Here is a 16,571-nt window from a genome sequence, read left to right as displayed (position 1 = left end):
CTATGGCTGCAGACAATAATACAATTGGTCGTTTCCATTTAGATGGTTTTCCACCAGCAAGAAGAGGAGAGCCACAAATTGAGGTAATCTTTGATATTGATGCAAACGGAATTATCAATGTTTCTGCTAAAGATAAAGGAACAAACAAAGAGCAAAATATTCGTATCGAAGCTTCTTCAGGATTAACAGAAGAAGAAATTGCGAAAATGAAGCAAGAAGCAGAAGCAAATGCGGAAGCGGATAAAGCTGCAAAAGAAACTGCCGATAAATTAAACAGTGCAGATTCTATGATTTTCCAAACAGAAAAGCAATTAAGCGAATTTGGTGATAAATTATCTGACGATAAGAAAAAGCCAATCGAAGATGCTTTAGAAGAATTGAAGAAAGCGTATGAAACAAAAGATATCGCTGTAATCGATCCTGCTTTAGAGAAAATCAATGAAGCTTGGAAAGTAGCTAGTGAAGAGATGTACAAGGCGCAAGCTGATGCACAACAAGGTGGTGCTGGCGAAGCTGGACCAGAAGCTTCAACTGGTGGAGAAGAAGGTAAAGACGGAGAAGACGTTCAAGACGTGGATTTCGAAGAAGTGAAGTAATTATTTCACTAAAATATATACATAGAAAAGCAGCTCAAATTGAGCTGCTTTTTTTATATGTAGAATTCTTTTAGAAAGAAGTAAGGTGCAATTTTTTATTCTTATACTTAAAAACAGTTCCTTTTCCTTCTAATTTTTTCTCTTGTTCTGCTTCTATTTTCATGAAATTCTCGTAATATTTTGAAACCTGCGCATTGCTAAGTGTTGGTTTGCTACCATTGGTGATGGCTTCTGTAATGTATGAATGTAACAAGCCTTGATATGCATTTTTAAATAAATCGTGCGTTGCAAAAATATCACAGCCAATAATTTTATCTCCAGAAACAGCAATGACGCCAACAACAGAAGATTTATTGATAAGTTTGTTCTTGAAAAATTCTAAATAGGAATTCAAATCTTTAGTGTATGTTTTTGATTTTGCCAATTCTGCATAGGTTCCTGTACCTGATGTTGCTTGATTCTTTTGAGTAGTCTCAGCAACATTTGCCCATACTTTACTTTGATTTTTATCTACCAAAGCAGCTTTTCTAACTTCCTTACTACTTACATTGTAATAGCCATTAAAGTTATTTCCAGATTCTTTTTGTTGCCATCTGTTTTGTTCCACACAAAAAGCCGGAATGTTCTTTTTTTCGCCTGGTGCTATAATTACATCTTCGGCAACCAAACGATCTTGTTTTCCGCCTTTTACAACTTCTCCAGCAATGATATATACATTAACGTTTGACTTGTTGATGGCAATGAGTGTATTTACATTCCCAGAATCATTAATCTCTATTTTTCCTGATTCAATTGCTTTTTTTAAATTGTCATATTTCCCAATATTTTGATAGGCTTTTCTATACGTATTATTGGCTTTGATAGGAATGAGTTGCAAATTTTTGAATACGTTTTTTTTCGTATTGATAATTTTTAAATTTTTACTATTCATCTGAGCCGATACAGAAATGAAAGAACAGCAAAATATAACGACTAGCGTATACTTGATATAAGACATGATATGTTGATTTTAAAAATGAATACTGAAAGTAGCTTCAAATTTCAATTTAAAAAACACAGAATTAGTCAAGTACAGTTTTCAAGACGTGAACAGGATGTATCAATGCGTGAAGGAATTATTGCGATGCTAAAAGGTTCTCTAAAAAGTGAAACTTGCGTCAAACCGAATCAAGTTCAGAGTGACGTTTTTTGAAACCTTTTAGACAACCTCTTTTTAAATATTTTTTCTTAATTTTTTATAATTCGCTTCACAACAGAATTATTATTAATGTCTTGCAATCTTACAAAATACATTCCTGCAGCAAGGTTTGAAATGTCAATAGTTTTTCCTTCAGAAAGTTGCCCAATACTCGTAATAGTTTGTATAACTCTACCGTTTAAATCAGCAATAATTATACTTTCTAGCGAAACGTTTGTCACACTATTTATAGTAATGATACCTTTTGTTGGGTTTGGTGAAAGATGAATACTGTTTGAAAAAGAACTTTCTGTAACACTTAAATTTTCATCTACAGTTACATCAAATGAACACATAACGGAGTTTCCTGCCAAATCGGTAATTGTAAATGTATTTGTAGTCGTTCCAATTGGGAATTCGGCTCCACTTGCCAAACCAGCAGTTTGCAATGGTAAATAATCAACTTCTAAAAGATATCTGTATGAATTACCATTTGTAACATCGTTCCAACCGCCACTAGATTGAACAACGGTATAATCTTCATTTCCTGCATTATTTGGTTCGCCAGGGTTCCAATTATCATAAGTAGAAGTATCGCCACTTTGCCAAACAAAAGTTCCTTCGGTTGCTGTATCGCTAAAACCAATCAAAACATCTCCAGCTCCTCCAACAGTATTGATGGCTTGTGTAAGAGTTGTGTTGTCTGAAGCATTTCTAATTGTTCCCACAAATCCGCCTTGAGAGATGGCATCATTAAAAGCATTTGAAGGTGTAAATGAATTATCTGATAAGTAATATGCTTTACCATTAATATTAGTCAAAGGTGTAAAACCTGTCAACGGATTAATTAGTGAACAATTATCGGTTGGACTAAGTGTATAATTAACAACAGCCGTAGTGTCTCCAAAATTGGCGGCTGTTTGCATAATATTTGCAGGACAACCCGCAACAGGATCTTCATTATCTACAACAGTAACCGTAAAACTACAGCTAGATGTGTTATTATCTGAATCGGTCACACTCATAAAAACTTCGGTAACTCCTACTGGAAATGTAGCTCCAGAAGCCAAACCAGAAGTTACGGTTGGCGTTAACATTCCATCTTCTGTATCGTTAGCAGTTACATTATAATTTACAACAGCATCGCATTGTCCAGTTGTATTATTTACGGTAATATTTGCAGGGCAGGTAATTACTGGCGAATCTCCAATAGATTCAAATAATTGTACATCAGCAATTTGGTTGATACTCGACGTGCCGCAAGTTCCTGTAAAATTGACTCTGTAATACGTGTATGAATTTGTATTTGTAAACGAAAAAGTTCTTGAAAAGAAACGTGTAGAAACACACGGAAGACTTCCTGTAGCAATACTTGTATAAGTCATTCCATCATTAGAACCTGAAATTTCATAATTGGTAGGATCTCGTTCTGGCGCATCGTTTGCCGTCACAAATTCCATAGCAATAGCAGTTGCAGAAACGCCTAACAAATCGACTTCAAAACCGATACCATCAAATGCATTAAAGTCTAAGAATTTTGTATTTGAATTTTGATCAATGACATTTTGAACTGCTTCGCCACCAGGAGAGTTTACACTTCCAAAATTGGTTGCTGTGTGTATGGAATCGTCAAAAATTCCTTGGGCATAGTTGGTTGTTATGCCAGTTAAAAAGAGGAGTAAAACGAGTAGTTTTTTTTTCATAATTAGTTGGTTGAGGTTAATTTAAGTTGAATTTAGTCAGGAAGTTAGAAGATTTTCACTAGACTATCAAATTTTTATGTAATTAACCTAAGAAATATAAGTTTCTTAAAATCAACTGTATTATGAAAGTTATTTTATCTATCGAATAAATAGATTAGATGGTCAAAAAAAATGAAAACTATAGTAGATTATGCTTTTTTCTCGTTTAAAATTGCCAATCCGATCCGAATTGTATTGTATGAAATTGCTTCTTGAAAATGCTCAAAAAAGGGCTTTAACGTTTCAGGATTTTCGAGTTCCTCTTTTGCTTTTCGAATACTATCCAAATCGTGTTTATCAATAAATTGATTCAAATTGATATTTTTACCAGCATTATATAGCTTGAAAATATGTGAAAAAATAGTGCCAACAGCCAATTTTCGTTCTTCAGCTATTTCTTCCATAGATAACCCTAATTGATACAATTCGTAGGTTTTTTTTGTGGTATCAACTTTTCGTTTCTTCTTTTTCTCACTAGCAAAATTGATGATTTCTTTGATAAAAGCATGTCCATAATTCATCATCTTGACACGACCAACACCACTAATTCTTATAAATTCTTCGTCAGACATTGGGCGTTCTGCTTCCATTTCGCGCAAAGCAGCATCACTAAAAATTTGATAAGCAGGAACACCTTCATCTCTAGAAATTTCTAAACGAATTTCACGCAAACGTTCAAACAATGAATTTTTAGAAGCTTTTGGTTTCTTCTTTTTCTCTTCTTCTTGAACTTTTTCTGCTTCTATCAAATTCGCTAAATCGACTTTCTTGCTATGAAACAACACATCTTTGGCAAAATCAGTGAGTTTTAGTTTGTTGTTTTCATGAAAAGCAATTTCTAAGTATCCTAAATTGATCAATTGTGTAATGTACTGTTTCCAATCGAGCCAAGCGATATCTTTGGCAATTCCGTATGTTTTTAATTCTTGATACCCTTTTTCTTGAATCGTAGCATTTTGTGCGCCACGTAATACATCGATTATAGTGCCAATAGGTTCTTGACCGTTTACACGTGCTACAGCAGATAAGGCTTTTTGTGCAATTACAGTTCCGTCAAAAAACTGTGGCGGATTTGTGCATACATCGCAATTGCCACAATCTTCACTAATCAACTCTCCAAAATAACTCAGTAAAATCTTTCGACGACAACTCAGTGCATCTGCGTACTCTTTCATACGATCGAGTTTTGCCAATTGCACTTCTACATTCCCTGAACTTCCTGCAAATTTCTTTAATTGAATAACATCACCATAACTATGAAAAAGTAAGGTGTTTGAAGGCAATCCATCACGTCCAGCACGACCAATTTCTTGATAATAACCTTCAATATTTTTTGGTAAATTATAATGAATTACCCAACGTACATTCGATTTGTCGATTCCCATACCAAAAGCAATCGTTGCACAAATAACTTGACAAGTATCATTAATAAAATCTTCTTGTGTTTTAGCACGAAACTCATGACCTATACCAGCATGATACGCAACTGCGTTGATATTTGCATTTCGCAATTTTTCAGCAACTTTTTCGGTTGCTTTTCTACTCAAACAGTAAATAATTCCGCTTTCATTTGGACGATCGTCTATAAAACTGATAATTTGTTTGATGCGATCGTTTGCAGGACGTACTTCCAATTTCAAATTCTTTCGATCAAAAGAAGCGATATGCTGTGTTGCATGCGGAATATTCAACTGACTAGCTATATCTTCTCGAGTAGCCTTGTCTGCTGTTGCTGTCAACGCAATTAATGGAACCTTTGGAAAACGTTTTTTCAAATACCCAAGATTGGTGTAGGCTGGGCGAAAATCATGTCCCCATGAAGAAATACAATGCGCTTCATCAATGGCAATTAAACTAATGGTTTGACTGTTGAAAGTATTTTCTAAATACGATAAACTTTCAGGAGCTGTATACAGCAATTTAATCTCCTTATTTTCAATTTTCGTATAAATCTCTTGTTGTTCACTTTCGGTTTGACTGCTATTTAAATAAGCTGCTGAAATTCCGTTGGTGGTCAATCCATCCACTTGATCTTTCATCAAAGCAATCAAAGGTGAAATCACAATTGTTAAACCATCTAGTAAAATTGCGGGCAGTTGAAAACAAATAGATTTTCCGCCACCTGTAGGCATAATCACTAAATTATCTTCTCCTTTAAAAATAGAATTGATAATTTCTTCTTGAAGCGGTCTAAATGTATCGTATCCGAAATATTCTTTTAATGTTTTTGTAAGTATAGTTGGAGCTATCATAGCTTGCAAAGTAAGTAAAAAAAAAGCGAGGAACATGCCAATTTTTACCCAAGAACTCTCTTTTATCTCCATCAGCAAACCATGAATAGTACGAGTATATTTCGTCAGAAAAAGATAAGAAAGATTTGATTTTTATTATAACTATTTGATAATAAGTAAAGTAAAAACGCATAACTTTAGCAGTTATGCGTTTTTTTGGTTGGTTGATTGGTTATTATATATGAGACTGAGCTACTTTAGGTTTTTTAGGAAAACTAAAAATCATCACTCAGTGATATTTTAATACTGTAAAATTATATAGAAAAAAGAAAAATACATTACGTGATCGCCTTACTAAATGTAGGTAAGTCCGATACATTTTAAGTTTTCTTTAACATTTCTAAAGCTGTTCTTGATACTTTGTGAGTGCCTTCGTATGTTTTGAAAGTGTAATTCTTACCAAACAATAATTGCATTTTGTCATGTTCCTGTTGCATGCGTTCTTCTGTAAAATATTCGTCTTGTAAACCTACAATGTTGCATACTTTTGTTTTTTCAGGATTGATAAACGCAAAATCTTTTGACGTTAATTCTGTGGGAATGCTTCCTGCATAAATAAACAATCGGTCACAAGGAATCTGATAACGCGAAACCCAACGCAATGCCACTGAAACACCTTGCGAAAAACCTAATACAAAGAAATTTATATGACTTGGAATTTGTTCTGCATGATAAATGGCGTTTAAATTCGCCATTACATTTCTAATCTCTGTCTGTGTGTTTTCTCTAGTCAGCCAGCTTGCGCCAACATGTTTGTATTCATTCTTTAAATAATATTTAGAAGAAGCTTGCGGCGCAATAATGTAATTTTCTTCTGGATTTAGTTGATCGAAATATTTAATAAAATAACGACTCAAAAAACCAATTCCGTGACATGCAAACCAAACATTCTTCGTTTTTTCAGTCAATGCATTCATTGTTGAGTACGTATTTGTAATTTGGTATGCAATTTCTTTTTCTTCCATTAGTACATATTATGCTTAGGGTTTCGTATTTTTGTAGTGTTACAAGTAGTCGATAAATTTCTATAAATATATCAAATGAATCTTAATAAAGAAGCAATTTTAGCGCAACTCAATGCAATTGTACCAAATACCTTACTAGAAACCTTAAAAATTTCATATACCGATGTTGGCGATGATTTTTTAACCGCTAAAATGCCAGTAAATCCAAGTGTGCATCAACCACAAGGATTATTGCATGGTGGTGCAACAGTTGCGTTGGCAGAAACGGTAGGAAGTACAGCTTCACATTTATTCATTGACACAAAAAAGTATAAAGTAAAAGGATTAGAAATTTCTGCCAATCATTTAAAAAGTAAACGTGAAGGTGAAGTTTTTGCAACTGCACGACCAATACATAAAGGAAGAACCACACATCTTTGGGAAATTAGAGTCGTAGATGAAGAAGGCAATTTAATTTCACTTTGTAAATTGACAACAATCGTTTTAGCGAAGTAATTCAAAAACTATGTTAGCAGAGTTATCAAAACATCTTCAAAAGGAACTTCCTTTTGTTGTATACAGTGCGCCAGAAGCAACTACTGTAAAAGTAGTTTTGCAGCACACTGACAAATTGCACACAGTTGAAGATTTTACCGAAAGCGGATTTATATTTGCGCCTTTTGATAACACAAAAAAAATAATCTTACTATCTTTTGATGAGGTACACATAGGAGAATTGGAAGCTGTAACATCTGAAAATACTGTAAATGCAATATTGAATCCATCTGCGGAAGCGCACACACAACATTTAGAATTGGTCAAAAAAGGAATTGAAACGATTCAAAATTCAGACATTCAAAAAATAGTACTCTCACGCAAAGAAGAAATTAATTCAACGGTGAATCCTTTTATATTATTTGAACGCTTACGCGAGAAGTATTCAACGGCTTTTGTCTATTTGTGGTATCATCCGAAAGTGGGAATGTGGGCAGGCGCAACACCAGAAACATTACTTAAAGTCAACGGAAATACATTGTCAACTATGTCGTTGGCAGGAACGCGAAAGTTTCAAGAAAATATAGAAATCAACTGGAATCAAAAAGAAATTGAAGAACAGCAAATTGTCACAGATTATATTGTAGATCAATTAAAAAATAGTACAACCAATTTGTCTGTTAGTGAAGCAAAAACACACCAAGCAGGCAGTTTGGTACACTTGTGCTCTCTAATTTCGGGAAGAATGGCTTCTCATACTAATATTGGCGATATTATTACCACATTGCATCCAACACCTGCCATTTGCGGATTTCCTACAGAAGCTGCAAAAGCATTTATATTACAAGAAGAAAAGTATGATCGTGCTTTTTACACAGGCTATTTAGGCGAATTGAATTTGAAAGAAGAAACGTCAAGAAATCGCAATCGTAAAAATCAGGAAAATAGTGCATATAGAACCGTTCGAAGTCGTTCAGAATTGTATGTTAATCTCAGATGTATGCAGTTAACACACACAAAAAGAATTCTTTATATCGGTGGCGGAATTACCAAAGATTCCGATCCAGAATCGGAGTGGCAAGAAACACTTGCTAAATCGCAAATAATGAAGCGAGTATTGTAAAAAATACATTGAAAGTTGTATTTTTACCAATCGAATGATGTACTCAAAAATCCCACTAGCACAAACATTAGTTTCGCTTTGTATTGCCAAAGGTATCAACCATGTTGTAATTTCCCCAGGATCGCGAAATGCACCGTTAACTTTAAGTTTTTCGCAGCATCCAAATATTAACGCATATAGTATTGTTGACGAACGTTGCGCTGCTTTTTTCGCTTTAGGAATGGCACAGCAATTAGGCAAACCTGTCGCAGTGATTTGTACTTCGGGTTCAGCCGTTTTAAATTATTATCCCGCTATTGCGGAAGCGTATTACAGCAATATTCCTGTAGTTGTTATTTCGGCAGATAGACCCGAATATTTGATTGATGTTGGTGATGGACAAACGATTCGACAAAAACATGTCTTTAAAAGCCACATTAACTATGAGGCAAATTTAAAGCAAGACATTACACATAAGACTACTATTTTGGCAGAAACGCACCAATTATCGGAAGAAATGGAGCGCGAACTGCAAAAAAATATACAAGCATATAATGAGCATGAAATCAATTTAGCATTGAATGCAGCCGTTGAAAAAAATGGTCCTGTACACATCAACGCACCTTTTGATGAGCCTTTGTATGGTATGCAAGAAGAACCAAGTGTATTTCCAAAAGTAAAACCATTGGTATTGCAGGAAGAAATTGAACATGAAAAGATAGCAAAGGTTACTTCGATTTGGAATAGTTCTACGCGAAAAATGGTATTGGTTGGAACCTTACCTCCAAATACAATAGCTGCAACGTATTTAGAAATTTTGGCAAATGATCCATCTGTGATCGTTTTTACAGAAACGACTTCTAATTTGCGCGACGATACATTCTTTAATAAGATAGATCAAATGATTTTGCCTATTGAAAAGAACGAAGCCATGTTAGATGCATTTCAACCTGAAGTATTGTTAACATTGGGCGGAATGATTGTTTCTAAGAAAATAAAGGCAATTTTGCGAAAACGCCAGCCAAAGCATCATTGGCACATTCACGAAAACAGAGTGTTTGATACATTTTTTTGTTTGGAACATTTCTTTAAGATGAATCCGAATCACTTTTTTGAACTATTTTTTGAACAGAAACCAGCTATTGAAAGTTCGTATAAATCGTTTTGGAATACAATTAAACAAGAGCGTCAACAGAAACATGCAACTTATTTGAAGCAAGCCAAGTTTACTGACTTAAAAGCTTTTGAAGCGATATTGACTTCCTTACCACGTTCAATTATTCTGCATTTAGGAAACAGTTCTACTGTTCGTTATGCACAATTGTTTGAAATTGATGCCAGCATTGAATTGTTCTGCAATAGAGGAACAAGTGGAATTGACGGAAGTTCTTCTACAGCAATAGGAACTGCTGTTGTTGCTGAAAAACAAACAGTTTTAATTACTGGAGATTTAAGTTTCTTTTACGATAGTAATGCTTTGTGGAATAATTATATTCCGAAAAATTTCCGAATTATTTTGGTGAATAATAATGGTGGCGGAATTTTTAGAATCCTTCCAGGAAATAAGAATACAAAGAATTTTGACACGTATTTTGAAACCATTCATCCGCATACAGCGAAACAATTGGCAGACATGTATCACTTTGAATACAGTACAGCTTCTGATGAAGTGTCGCTTCAAACTGTATTGAAAACTTTTTATGATGAAAGTGAACAACCGAAGCTATTAGAGGTTTTTACACCACGAATTGAAAATGACGGTACGTTAATCGATTATTTTAAGTTTTTTAACGAAAAAAAATAACAAGTGTTTTGCAAAAAGTAAGAATATATTGTAATCATATACTTTTGGTACCAATATTATTAATTAAGTTTTACAATTATAAAATAACACAATTATGAGCAAGAGAGACGAGCTAATTACAAAGTATGCTGCTGATTTAAAAGACAAATGTGGAGTAACTCCAGATATGGATTTATTAACAAAAGTAACTATTGGATGTGGACCAGCAATCTATAACAAAGATGCGGCAACCGTTTCAGGAACAGACGAAACTGAATTAGCAACTGTAAAAAATAATTTCTTAATCAAAAAATTAGGGTTAGCAGATAGCGCAGATTTAGACAAAGGAATCGATGCAGTTATTGAAAAATATGGTCGTTCTAACAGATCAAAATATAGAGCTGTTGTATATTATTTACTAACAGTTCATTTCGGAAAAGAGGCAATCTATAACTAATCAGATTGTATTTTAATACTATTATTAAAATCCCTTTCAAAACGCCATCTATGTCACGATGGCGTTTTTTTATTGTAAAACTTGAGATAAAACGTACCTTTGACCGAAATTATCAATATGATTCACTTAGGACAACTTAATACATTAGAAATATTACGAGAAACGCCTCCAGGACTTTTCTTAGGCGATGAAGAGGGAAATGAAATTTTGTTGCCAAATAAATACATTCCAGCTTCTTTTGAAATAGGAGACAAGTTGAGTGTGTTTGCGTACTTAGATAGCCACGAACGTCCGGTAACAACCACGTTGAAGCCTTATATGAAAGTCAATGAATTTGGGTTACTTCAAGTAACTGCATTGAGTGATTTTGGTGCTTTTTTAAATTGGGGATTGGAAAAAGATTTGTTTGTTCCGTTTAAAGAGCAAGCACGTGATATGGTTGAAGGAAAATGGTATGTTGTGTATTGTTATTTGGATGAAGAAACAAACCGTTTGGTTGGTTCTAGTAAGACGAATAAATTTTTAAGCAATGAAGAATTAACTGTAGAACGTTTTGAAGAAGTTGATTTAATGGTATCTCGCTTTACAGATTTAGGTGTAGAAATGATTATCAATCAAAAACACAAAGGTTTGGTATACCAAGATGAAATTTATAAAGAATTGAAGCTTGGAGAAAAACTAAAAGGTGTTATTTCAAAAATTAGAGATGACAATAAAATAGATATTTCTTTGCAGCATATAGGCTACAAGAATATTGAACCATCTGCACAAATAGTTTTGGATGCTTTGCAACAAAATGGAGGAAGTTTACCATTGCACGATAAAAGTAATCCTGAAGATATAAAGAGTCGCTTAAAAATGAGTAAAAAGAGCTTTAAGAAAGCGATAGGAAGTTTATATAAGCAAGAACAAATTATTATCAAATCTGACGGAATTGAATTGAAATAACATTTCGACTCCGTTCAATGTATTTTGATATTAGAAAATAAAAAATGCGCGTTGAAAAACGCGCATTTTTTTTGGATATATAATAGTCAGATTATTGCTCGTATAAAAACGACACAAATTCTGTTGATTTTGCTTTGCTGTAAATTCGAACATCATCGATGCTTCCGCTAAAAGGATTTTCTCCCGATCCGTCATTTCCAATCAATAATGGTAACGTAGTAGTAGAAATTTCTCCTTTAATATATTTCATCAAGGCAGGTTTTCCGTTCACATATAAATACATAGTATCACCTTTTAATGTGCAGGTAATCATATACCAAGTATCTTTTTTATAATCAAACTTTCGCAACTCATGCATAATTCCGTAAGGAGCAATAGTAAAAATGATGTCATTCGTAACTACTTCTTCATCTTCTAGAGGAGAATACCCAATAGAAATTCCGTACGCGGCTTTTGCTTTCTGAGTATCAGAAACATTTTTATACAATACTTGTTGTAAATGTGTAGCATCTGATTTTACCCATAAATTAATCGTAAACTCGTCGGTAAAATTTAAATGTTCATTTGCAGGAATGCGAATATGATCATTAATACCATCAAATTGATAAGCTAAATCTGCATTGCCAAAACGGTCATAAGTAGTTCGTACACCTTTTTTGTGTGCGTTTACTTTATAAGCACTTAAATCGTCTGTATTTCCGTCAAGCGGATAGTACGCAACGAGACTTTCTGTAAGATCGAACTGCGGTTCATCTTCATCTATACTGCAACTGCTAAAGGCAAAAATGATTGCAAAACAGCTAATTAGATACGTAGTTTTCATGTGGAATCGGTTTTGTTGACTGATGATGTTATATTTTTTATTAGCCACAAAAATGATACCAAACAAGTAATTAGTTGTGTGTATTTTTAAATTCGGGAAATTTATCTAATTTCCAATAATACCGAGTTAAAGATGGTGGTGCAGGTGGAAATTCTCTATTAAAAAACGGATGATCATACTTATTTAATTTCTGAATATTCTGTATAAGAAAGAAAGTTTGACTATACATTTTCCCATATTCATTTGGATTATGATTATGAAGTTGATATTGTAAAATATTCATTTTTTTACTATGCAATAGGTTATCAGCATCTTCAATTTCAATTTCATACATTAGTACACTTAGGTTATAAAATTCTATAATAATATTTAATAATTCTGTAGCTTCAGAAGATTTTGGATCTACTTTTCTCAATTGTTCATATGCTTGAAAAGGAAAGATGTATGCATAAGAATCTTGTCTATCTCTGTAATATCCTTTAAAGTTATGAATCAGTATTTTTTCAAGAATAATGGTGTCTAAAGAAACATTTCCTTTTGTTTTAAAAGCCATTCTAACTTTCGTTAGTAAATTTAGCGCTCTTTCAGAATGTAATTCTTTTAAGGAATTTTGAGTTTCTTCCGAAAAAGTGATATTGTATTTTTCTTTAGCTTTCTTCAATTCACTATCTGCATATTCTAATTCTTCAGAATGCATGATTTTAAAAGCTTTTTCTGAGAATTTAGCAGGTTTGATGTTTATAATAGTAAAAAGAAATACGGTAAATAAGCCAATCAAAAATGTACTAATAATCCACTTGTGAACTACAAAATAACGAGAAACTTCCGACCAAGCCACAAAGAATAAATACAAAGGAATTATAAAGAAAAGACTTGTATAATTTATAGGTTGATGTTTTCCAGTAAACGTTATACCAAACACAAGATAACGAATGTATATTATTACTGCATATAGCACTAAATAAAATATAAATAGCGAATAATTAGATATGCGAAGCGTTATATTTTTACGAGAACGTATAAAACGAAATGTAGGTCGCATAAACCAATGACGAATCATCATGGTAATTCCCAAACATAGTGAGATCGCAGCTAAAAAAGTTGCTTCAAAAAATGATATATCTATTGTTTGTAATGGTAAATCACCATTCATGGAAATATTAAATACAACCATGAATTCTAGCGAATAAAAAGTAAAAAGATAAAAAACAACAGCGTTGCATATACCTAAAACAACACCAGTCCAAAATCGAGTTTTCCCAATGTTGTCAATAGATAAATGTGGTTTAAGTTGTATTCTTTTCTGTGGCTTCATATTAGTATCAGTATCAAGCCAAGAACAAATGTTACAGTCCTAACTTTTTGCGTAATGCTTTTGGTAAAGCATCTTTATGAACCATTACTGAGATTGTTTTCAATCTAAAAAAGGCTTCACTCATTTGTACATGTCCATCATTTGGAACACGTTTGGTATTGCTTCCCCAAGAGTTTTTTACACGGAAATACTCGTTTCCATTTTGGTCAGTTGCTATACCTGTAATGTGCATTAAATGATCGTCTGTAGTTGTGTAATTTTCAAATTCTTGCTGACGATATGCTGCCGTAATTGACTTTTCTTTGAGAATTTTTGCTGTAAAACTCTTTTTATCTTTTATAGCTTCTTCTGGAATTGTAGCAACTGCATATTTTGCAGAAAAAGAAGCTTCCGAAACATCACAATCCAACTCAACAGTATACCCAGTTTTAAGTGCATTTTTAGTAGCAGCAACCAATTCGTCTAAAGTAACATTATAAAAACTTCCGTTAGAAAAGTTATCAGGAATATTTAAAACAAACGATTCGTAATAGGGTTGATGCGTAAATGAAGTAATGGTTACATAATCATCCGGATTGATCTTTGTCATTTCCAAGAACGATTGTGGCGTATATGTTTTTCCTTCAAACGTAAAAGATTCAGGTCGTTTTCCTAAGTATATATCTAACACACTTTCTATAGAAGGCTTCCAATTTTTAGATAATTTTTTTCCAGGATTTTTAATATATGCATTTAACATCGCTTTTAAAACGGCTACCATTTCTGCATGATTGTGAGTGCTCTGTAATGCTTGTAAACCAGTAAATGCACTATTAGGAACCAAACCGTTTGCTTTTACAGCATTCATTACATCATGTGCCAATCCGCCTTCACTAAACTGTGCTTTTCCTTGTCGCATCACATAATTCCATGCTTTTGTAGGATAGGTATTTCGAACATTAAACATTTCCGAAATATTAATCTGCTTTCCTGTCAATCGTATAATTTCAGATTCTAAAAAAGAAGAAGCCGAAAAACTCCAACAAGTTCCTGTACGTCCTTGACTTATTACAGGTGTTGCTTCTAAATCTACAGTAGTTTTAAATTGATAATCTTGCGCAAATGTTGCGAGTGTAAAACAAGCTAAAAAAGCGGATAAAAGTATTTTTTTCATGGAAAATGTTCGTGTTTAATTACAAGAATTAGAATAAAGAAATCCTTGTAAACTGTGCAAAATGAATTATTTTTACGCAAAATACTAAAAATATGAGTAAACCTGACTGGAAAACGGTAAAAGAGTACGACGATATTACGTATAAAAAAGCTGATGGTGTAGCCAGAATAGCTTTTAACAGACCTGATGTGCGAAATGCATTTCGTCCGCATACAACTAGCGAATTGTTAGATGCTTTCAGAGACGCACATGAAGATGTAAATATTGGTGTTGTTTTGCTTTCTGCGGAAGGACCATCGTCTAAAGATGGTGTATATTCTTTTTGTAGTGGCGGCGATCAAAAAGCACGTGGACATCAAGGATATGTTGGACAAGACGGTTACCATAGATTGAATATTTTGGAAGTACAACGTTTGATTCGTTTTATGCCAAAAGCTGTCATTTGTGTAGTGCCAGGTTGGGCAGTTGGTGGCGGACACAGCTTACATGTAGTTTGCGATTTGACTTTAGCAAGTAAAGAACACGCTATTTTTAAACAAACGGACGCAGACGTTACAAGTTTTGATGCAGGATATGGTTCAGCATATTTAGCGAAAATGGTTGGACAGAAAAAAGCAAGAGAAATCTTTTTCTTAGGTAGAAACTACTCTGCACAAGAAGCGTATGAAATGGGAATGGTAAATGCCGTAATTCCGCATGAGGAATTGGAAGATACTGCTTTTGAATGGGCGCAAGAAATCTTAGCAAAATCGCCAACATCGATCAAAATGTTGAAGTTTGCTATGAACTTAACTGATGACGGAATGGTTGGACAGCAAGTATTTGCAGGTGAAGCAACTCGTTTGGCTTATATGACAGACGAGGCCAAAGAAGGACGTGATGCATTCTTAGAAAAACGCAAGCCGAATTTTCCTAAAAAATGGATACCGTAGGTTAGTTGCTGGTTGTTTGTTGTTGGTTTTTTGAAAATGATTATTCTTGTAATCTGTGCTGAACTTGATTCAGCATTTCATAAAGTTTGGAAAACCGAAAACTGTAACTGAAAACTGAAAACCAGAGACTTTCAAATAATTCTATCAGAATTCCGTTTGTAATCTATAAATCAATCACAAAAATGAAAAAACTATTAGTTAGTCTCTTTTTGCTATGTTTTTACATGGGAATTGGACAAAATACAGATCGTAAGTTTGAAATAGGATTGCATTATCCATTATCTACAGGAGATAATTTTATAGTATTTGCGTATGATGCCTTGGTAGGTTTAGACTTTAGATATCAATTTGCAGAGACAGAACTGATTTCTCCTAAACTTGGATTTTCAGTTGACTATTTCAATTATAATTTTGTAGATAATATTAATGGGTATGCTTTTGTGCTAAAACCAAAACTTATAGGTGAATTCAATTTAAACAGTCTGCCACAATTAAAGCCTTATGTTTCAGTTGGCTATAGTGTTTTTACCACTTCTGTAGATGCGGCTAACGGCAATTTGATTTTTGATAATACTGATGCTTCCTTTCAACTAAATGGCGATCGTTTTACCGATTCGCAAAGTGGAATTAATTGGGGATTTGGTGCTGCGTATGATCTTACAGAAAAATTCTTTGTTGAGGTTTCTGCCGATTTCATCAAGTTAGATTTGGATGGAAATACTTCCGGAAATCGGTATAACGAAAACACTCATACAGTGCATATGGGCGTGGGACCTCGATTTTAGTCTTTGAAATTTAAATGTTAGATGTTCA

General features: G+C 33.7%; 15 protein-coding genes. 8 read left to right on the top strand and 7 right to left on the bottom strand.

Going from position 1 to position 16,571, the window contains the following annotated elements:
• Positions 1-596: Hsp70 family protein (locus ACRBBL_RS27000; RefSeq protein ID WP_431372222.1), on the top strand; the 596-nt coding region annotated here is incomplete at its 5' end.
• A gap of 70 nt (positions 597-666) precedes the next feature.
• Here the strand turns inward: ACRBBL_RS27000 and ACRBBL_RS26995 are convergent.
• From ACRBBL_RS26995 to ACRBBL_RS26980, 4 genes are all read right to left on the bottom strand, one after another.
• Positions 667-1,593: an ARPP-1 family domain-containing protein gene (locus tag ACRBBL_RS26995; protein ID WP_431372221.1), complete on the bottom strand. Its 927-nt coding sequence runs from the start codon at positions 1,591-1,593 to the stop codon at positions 667-669.
• A 230-nt stretch (positions 1,594-1,823) separates the two neighbouring features.
• Positions 1,824-3,476: an HYR domain-containing protein gene (locus tag ACRBBL_RS26990; RefSeq protein ID WP_431372220.1), complete on the bottom strand. Its 1,653-nt coding sequence runs from the start codon at positions 3,474-3,476 to the stop codon at positions 1,824-1,826.
• Positions 3,477-3,664: 188 nt separating this feature from the next.
• Complete coding sequence (gene recQ / locus ACRBBL_RS26985; protein WP_431372219.1) at positions 3,665-5,767, bottom strand: DNA helicase RecQ; 2,103 nt, start codon at positions 5,765-5,767, stop codon at positions 3,665-3,667.
• Between the two features lie 359 nt (positions 5,768-6,126).
• Positions 6,127-6,771, bottom strand: a complete 645-nt coding sequence (locus ACRBBL_RS26980; RefSeq protein WP_431372218.1) for an alpha/beta hydrolase — start codon at positions 6,769-6,771, stop codon at positions 6,127-6,129.
• Positions 6,772-6,846: 75 nt separating this feature from the next.
• On the opposite strand from ACRBBL_RS26980, the gene ACRBBL_RS26975 reads away from it, so the two are divergent.
• The 5 genes from ACRBBL_RS26975 (at position 6,847) to ACRBBL_RS26955 (ending at position 11,535) form a co-directional block, all read left to right on the top strand.
• The gene (locus tag ACRBBL_RS26975; protein ID WP_431372217.1) at positions 6,847-7,266 is read left to right on the top strand and encodes a hotdog fold thioesterase; all 420 of its coding nucleotides are present in this window, start codon (positions 6,847-6,849) and stop codon (positions 7,264-7,266) included.
• 10 nt (positions 7,267-7,276) lie between these two features.
• Positions 7,277-8,368 carry a chorismate-binding protein gene (locus ACRBBL_RS26970; protein WP_431372216.1) on the top strand — a complete coding sequence of 364 codons (1,092 nt, stop codon included), beginning with the start codon at positions 7,277-7,279 and terminating at the stop codon, positions 8,366-8,368.
• Between the two features lie 34 nt (positions 8,369-8,402).
• Complete coding sequence (menD, locus tag ACRBBL_RS26965; RefSeq protein ID WP_431372215.1) at positions 8,403-10,151, top strand: 2-succinyl-5-enolpyruvyl-6-hydroxy-3-cyclohexene-1-carboxylic-acid synthase; 1,749 nt, start codon at positions 8,403-8,405, stop codon at positions 10,149-10,151.
• 94 nt (positions 10,152-10,245) lie between these two features.
• Positions 10,246-10,587 carry a DUF2853 family protein gene (locus ACRBBL_RS26960; RefSeq protein ID WP_431372214.1) on the top strand — a complete coding sequence of 114 codons (342 nt, stop codon included), beginning with the start codon at positions 10,246-10,248 and terminating at the stop codon, positions 10,585-10,587.
• 117 nt (positions 10,588-10,704) lie between these two features.
• Complete coding sequence (locus ACRBBL_RS26955; protein WP_431372223.1) at positions 10,705-11,535, top strand: CvfB family protein; 831 nt, start codon at positions 10,705-10,707, stop codon at positions 11,533-11,535.
• Positions 11,536-11,626: 91 nt separating this feature from the next.
• Here the strand turns inward: ACRBBL_RS26955 and ACRBBL_RS26950 are convergent, their stop codons facing one another.
• The 3 genes from ACRBBL_RS26950 to ACRBBL_RS26940 form a co-directional block, all read right to left on the bottom strand.
• The gene (locus tag ACRBBL_RS26950; RefSeq protein WP_431372213.1) at positions 11,627-12,358 is read right to left on the bottom strand and encodes a LamG domain-containing protein; all 732 of its coding nucleotides are present in this window, start codon (positions 12,356-12,358) and stop codon (positions 11,627-11,629) included.
• Positions 12,359-12,428: 70 nt separating this feature from the next.
• Positions 12,429-13,673 carry a hypothetical protein gene (locus tag ACRBBL_RS26945; protein WP_431372212.1) on the bottom strand — a complete coding sequence of 415 codons (1,245 nt, stop codon included), beginning with the start codon at positions 13,671-13,673 and terminating at the stop codon, positions 12,429-12,431.
• 31 nt (positions 13,674-13,704) lie between these two features.
• On the bottom strand, positions 13,705-14,826 hold the full coding sequence (locus ACRBBL_RS26940) for an aminopeptidase C (RefSeq protein ID WP_431372211.1): 1,122 nt from the start codon (positions 14,824-14,826) through the stop codon (positions 13,705-13,707).
• A 92-nt stretch (positions 14,827-14,918) separates the two neighbouring features.
• Here ACRBBL_RS26940 and ACRBBL_RS26935 point away from each other — a divergent pair, with 92 nt between their 5' ends.
• A complete protein-coding gene (locus ACRBBL_RS26935) occupies positions 14,919-15,758 on the top strand; it encodes a 1,4-dihydroxy-2-naphthoyl-CoA synthase (RefSeq protein ID WP_431372210.1) in 840 nt (279 codons plus the stop codon).
• A gap of 182 nt (positions 15,759-15,940) precedes the next feature.
• Positions 15,941-16,543, top strand: coding sequence for an outer membrane beta-barrel protein (locus ACRBBL_RS26930; protein ID WP_431372209.1), 603 nt, complete (start codon positions 15,941-15,943; stop codon positions 16,541-16,543).
• Positions 16,544-16,571 lie beyond the last annotated feature (28 nt).

The organism is Kordia sp. (genome assembly GCF_050633145.1).
Classification (GTDB): Bacteria; Bacteroidota; Bacteroidia; order Flavobacteriales; family Flavobacteriaceae; genus Kordia.
The sequence above is the reverse complement of the archived record's forward strand: the minus strand, read 5'-3'. Positions and strand labels throughout refer to the sequence as shown.

Excerpts from the sequence above, each read along its gene's own strand:
- menD (WP_431372215.1), top strand. The coding sequence starts at position 8,403 with ATGATGTACTCAAAAATCCCACTAGCACAAACATTAGTTTCGCTTTGT.
- ACRBBL_RS26935 (WP_431372210.1), top strand. The coding sequence starts at position 14,919 with ATGAGTAAACCTGACTGGAAAACGGTAAAAGAGTACGACGATATTACG.
- ACRBBL_RS26975 (WP_431372217.1), top strand. The coding sequence starts at position 6,847 with ATGAATCTTAATAAAGAAGCAATTTTAGCGCAACTCAATGCAATTGTA.
- ACRBBL_RS26940 (WP_431372211.1), bottom strand. The coding sequence starts at position 14,826 with ATGAAAAAAATACTTTTATCCGCTTTTTTAGCTTGTTTTACACTCGCA.
- ACRBBL_RS26950 (WP_431372213.1), bottom strand. The coding sequence starts at position 12,358 with ATGAAAACTACGTATCTAATTAGCTGTTTTGCAATCATTTTTGCCTTT.
- ACRBBL_RS26980 (WP_431372218.1), bottom strand. The coding sequence starts at position 6,771 with ATGGAAGAAAAAGAAATTGCATACCAAATTACAAATACGTACTCAACA.
- ACRBBL_RS26995 (WP_431372221.1), bottom strand. The coding sequence starts at position 1,593 with ATGTCTTATATCAAGTATACGCTAGTCGTTATATTTTGCTGTTCTTTC.
- ACRBBL_RS26960 (WP_431372214.1), top strand. The coding sequence starts at position 10,246 with ATGAGCAAGAGAGACGAGCTAATTACAAAGTATGCTGCTGATTTAAAA.
- ACRBBL_RS26970 (WP_431372216.1), top strand. The coding sequence starts at position 7,277 with ATGTTAGCAGAGTTATCAAAACATCTTCAAAAGGAACTTCCTTTTGTT.
- recQ (WP_431372219.1), bottom strand. The coding sequence starts at position 5,767 with ATGATAGCTCCAACTATACTTACAAAAACATTAAAAGAATATTTCGGA.
- ACRBBL_RS26945 (WP_431372212.1), bottom strand. The coding sequence starts at position 13,673 with ATGAAGCCACAGAAAAGAATACAACTTAAACCACATTTATCTATTGAC.
- ACRBBL_RS26930 (WP_431372209.1), top strand. The coding sequence starts at position 15,941 with ATGAAAAAACTATTAGTTAGTCTCTTTTTGCTATGTTTTTACATGGGA.
- ACRBBL_RS26955 (WP_431372223.1), top strand. The coding sequence starts at position 10,705 with ATGATTCACTTAGGACAACTTAATACATTAGAAATATTACGAGAAACG.
- ACRBBL_RS26990 (WP_431372220.1), bottom strand. The coding sequence starts at position 3,476 with ATGAAAAAAAAACTACTCGTTTTACTCCTCTTTTTAACTGGCATAACA.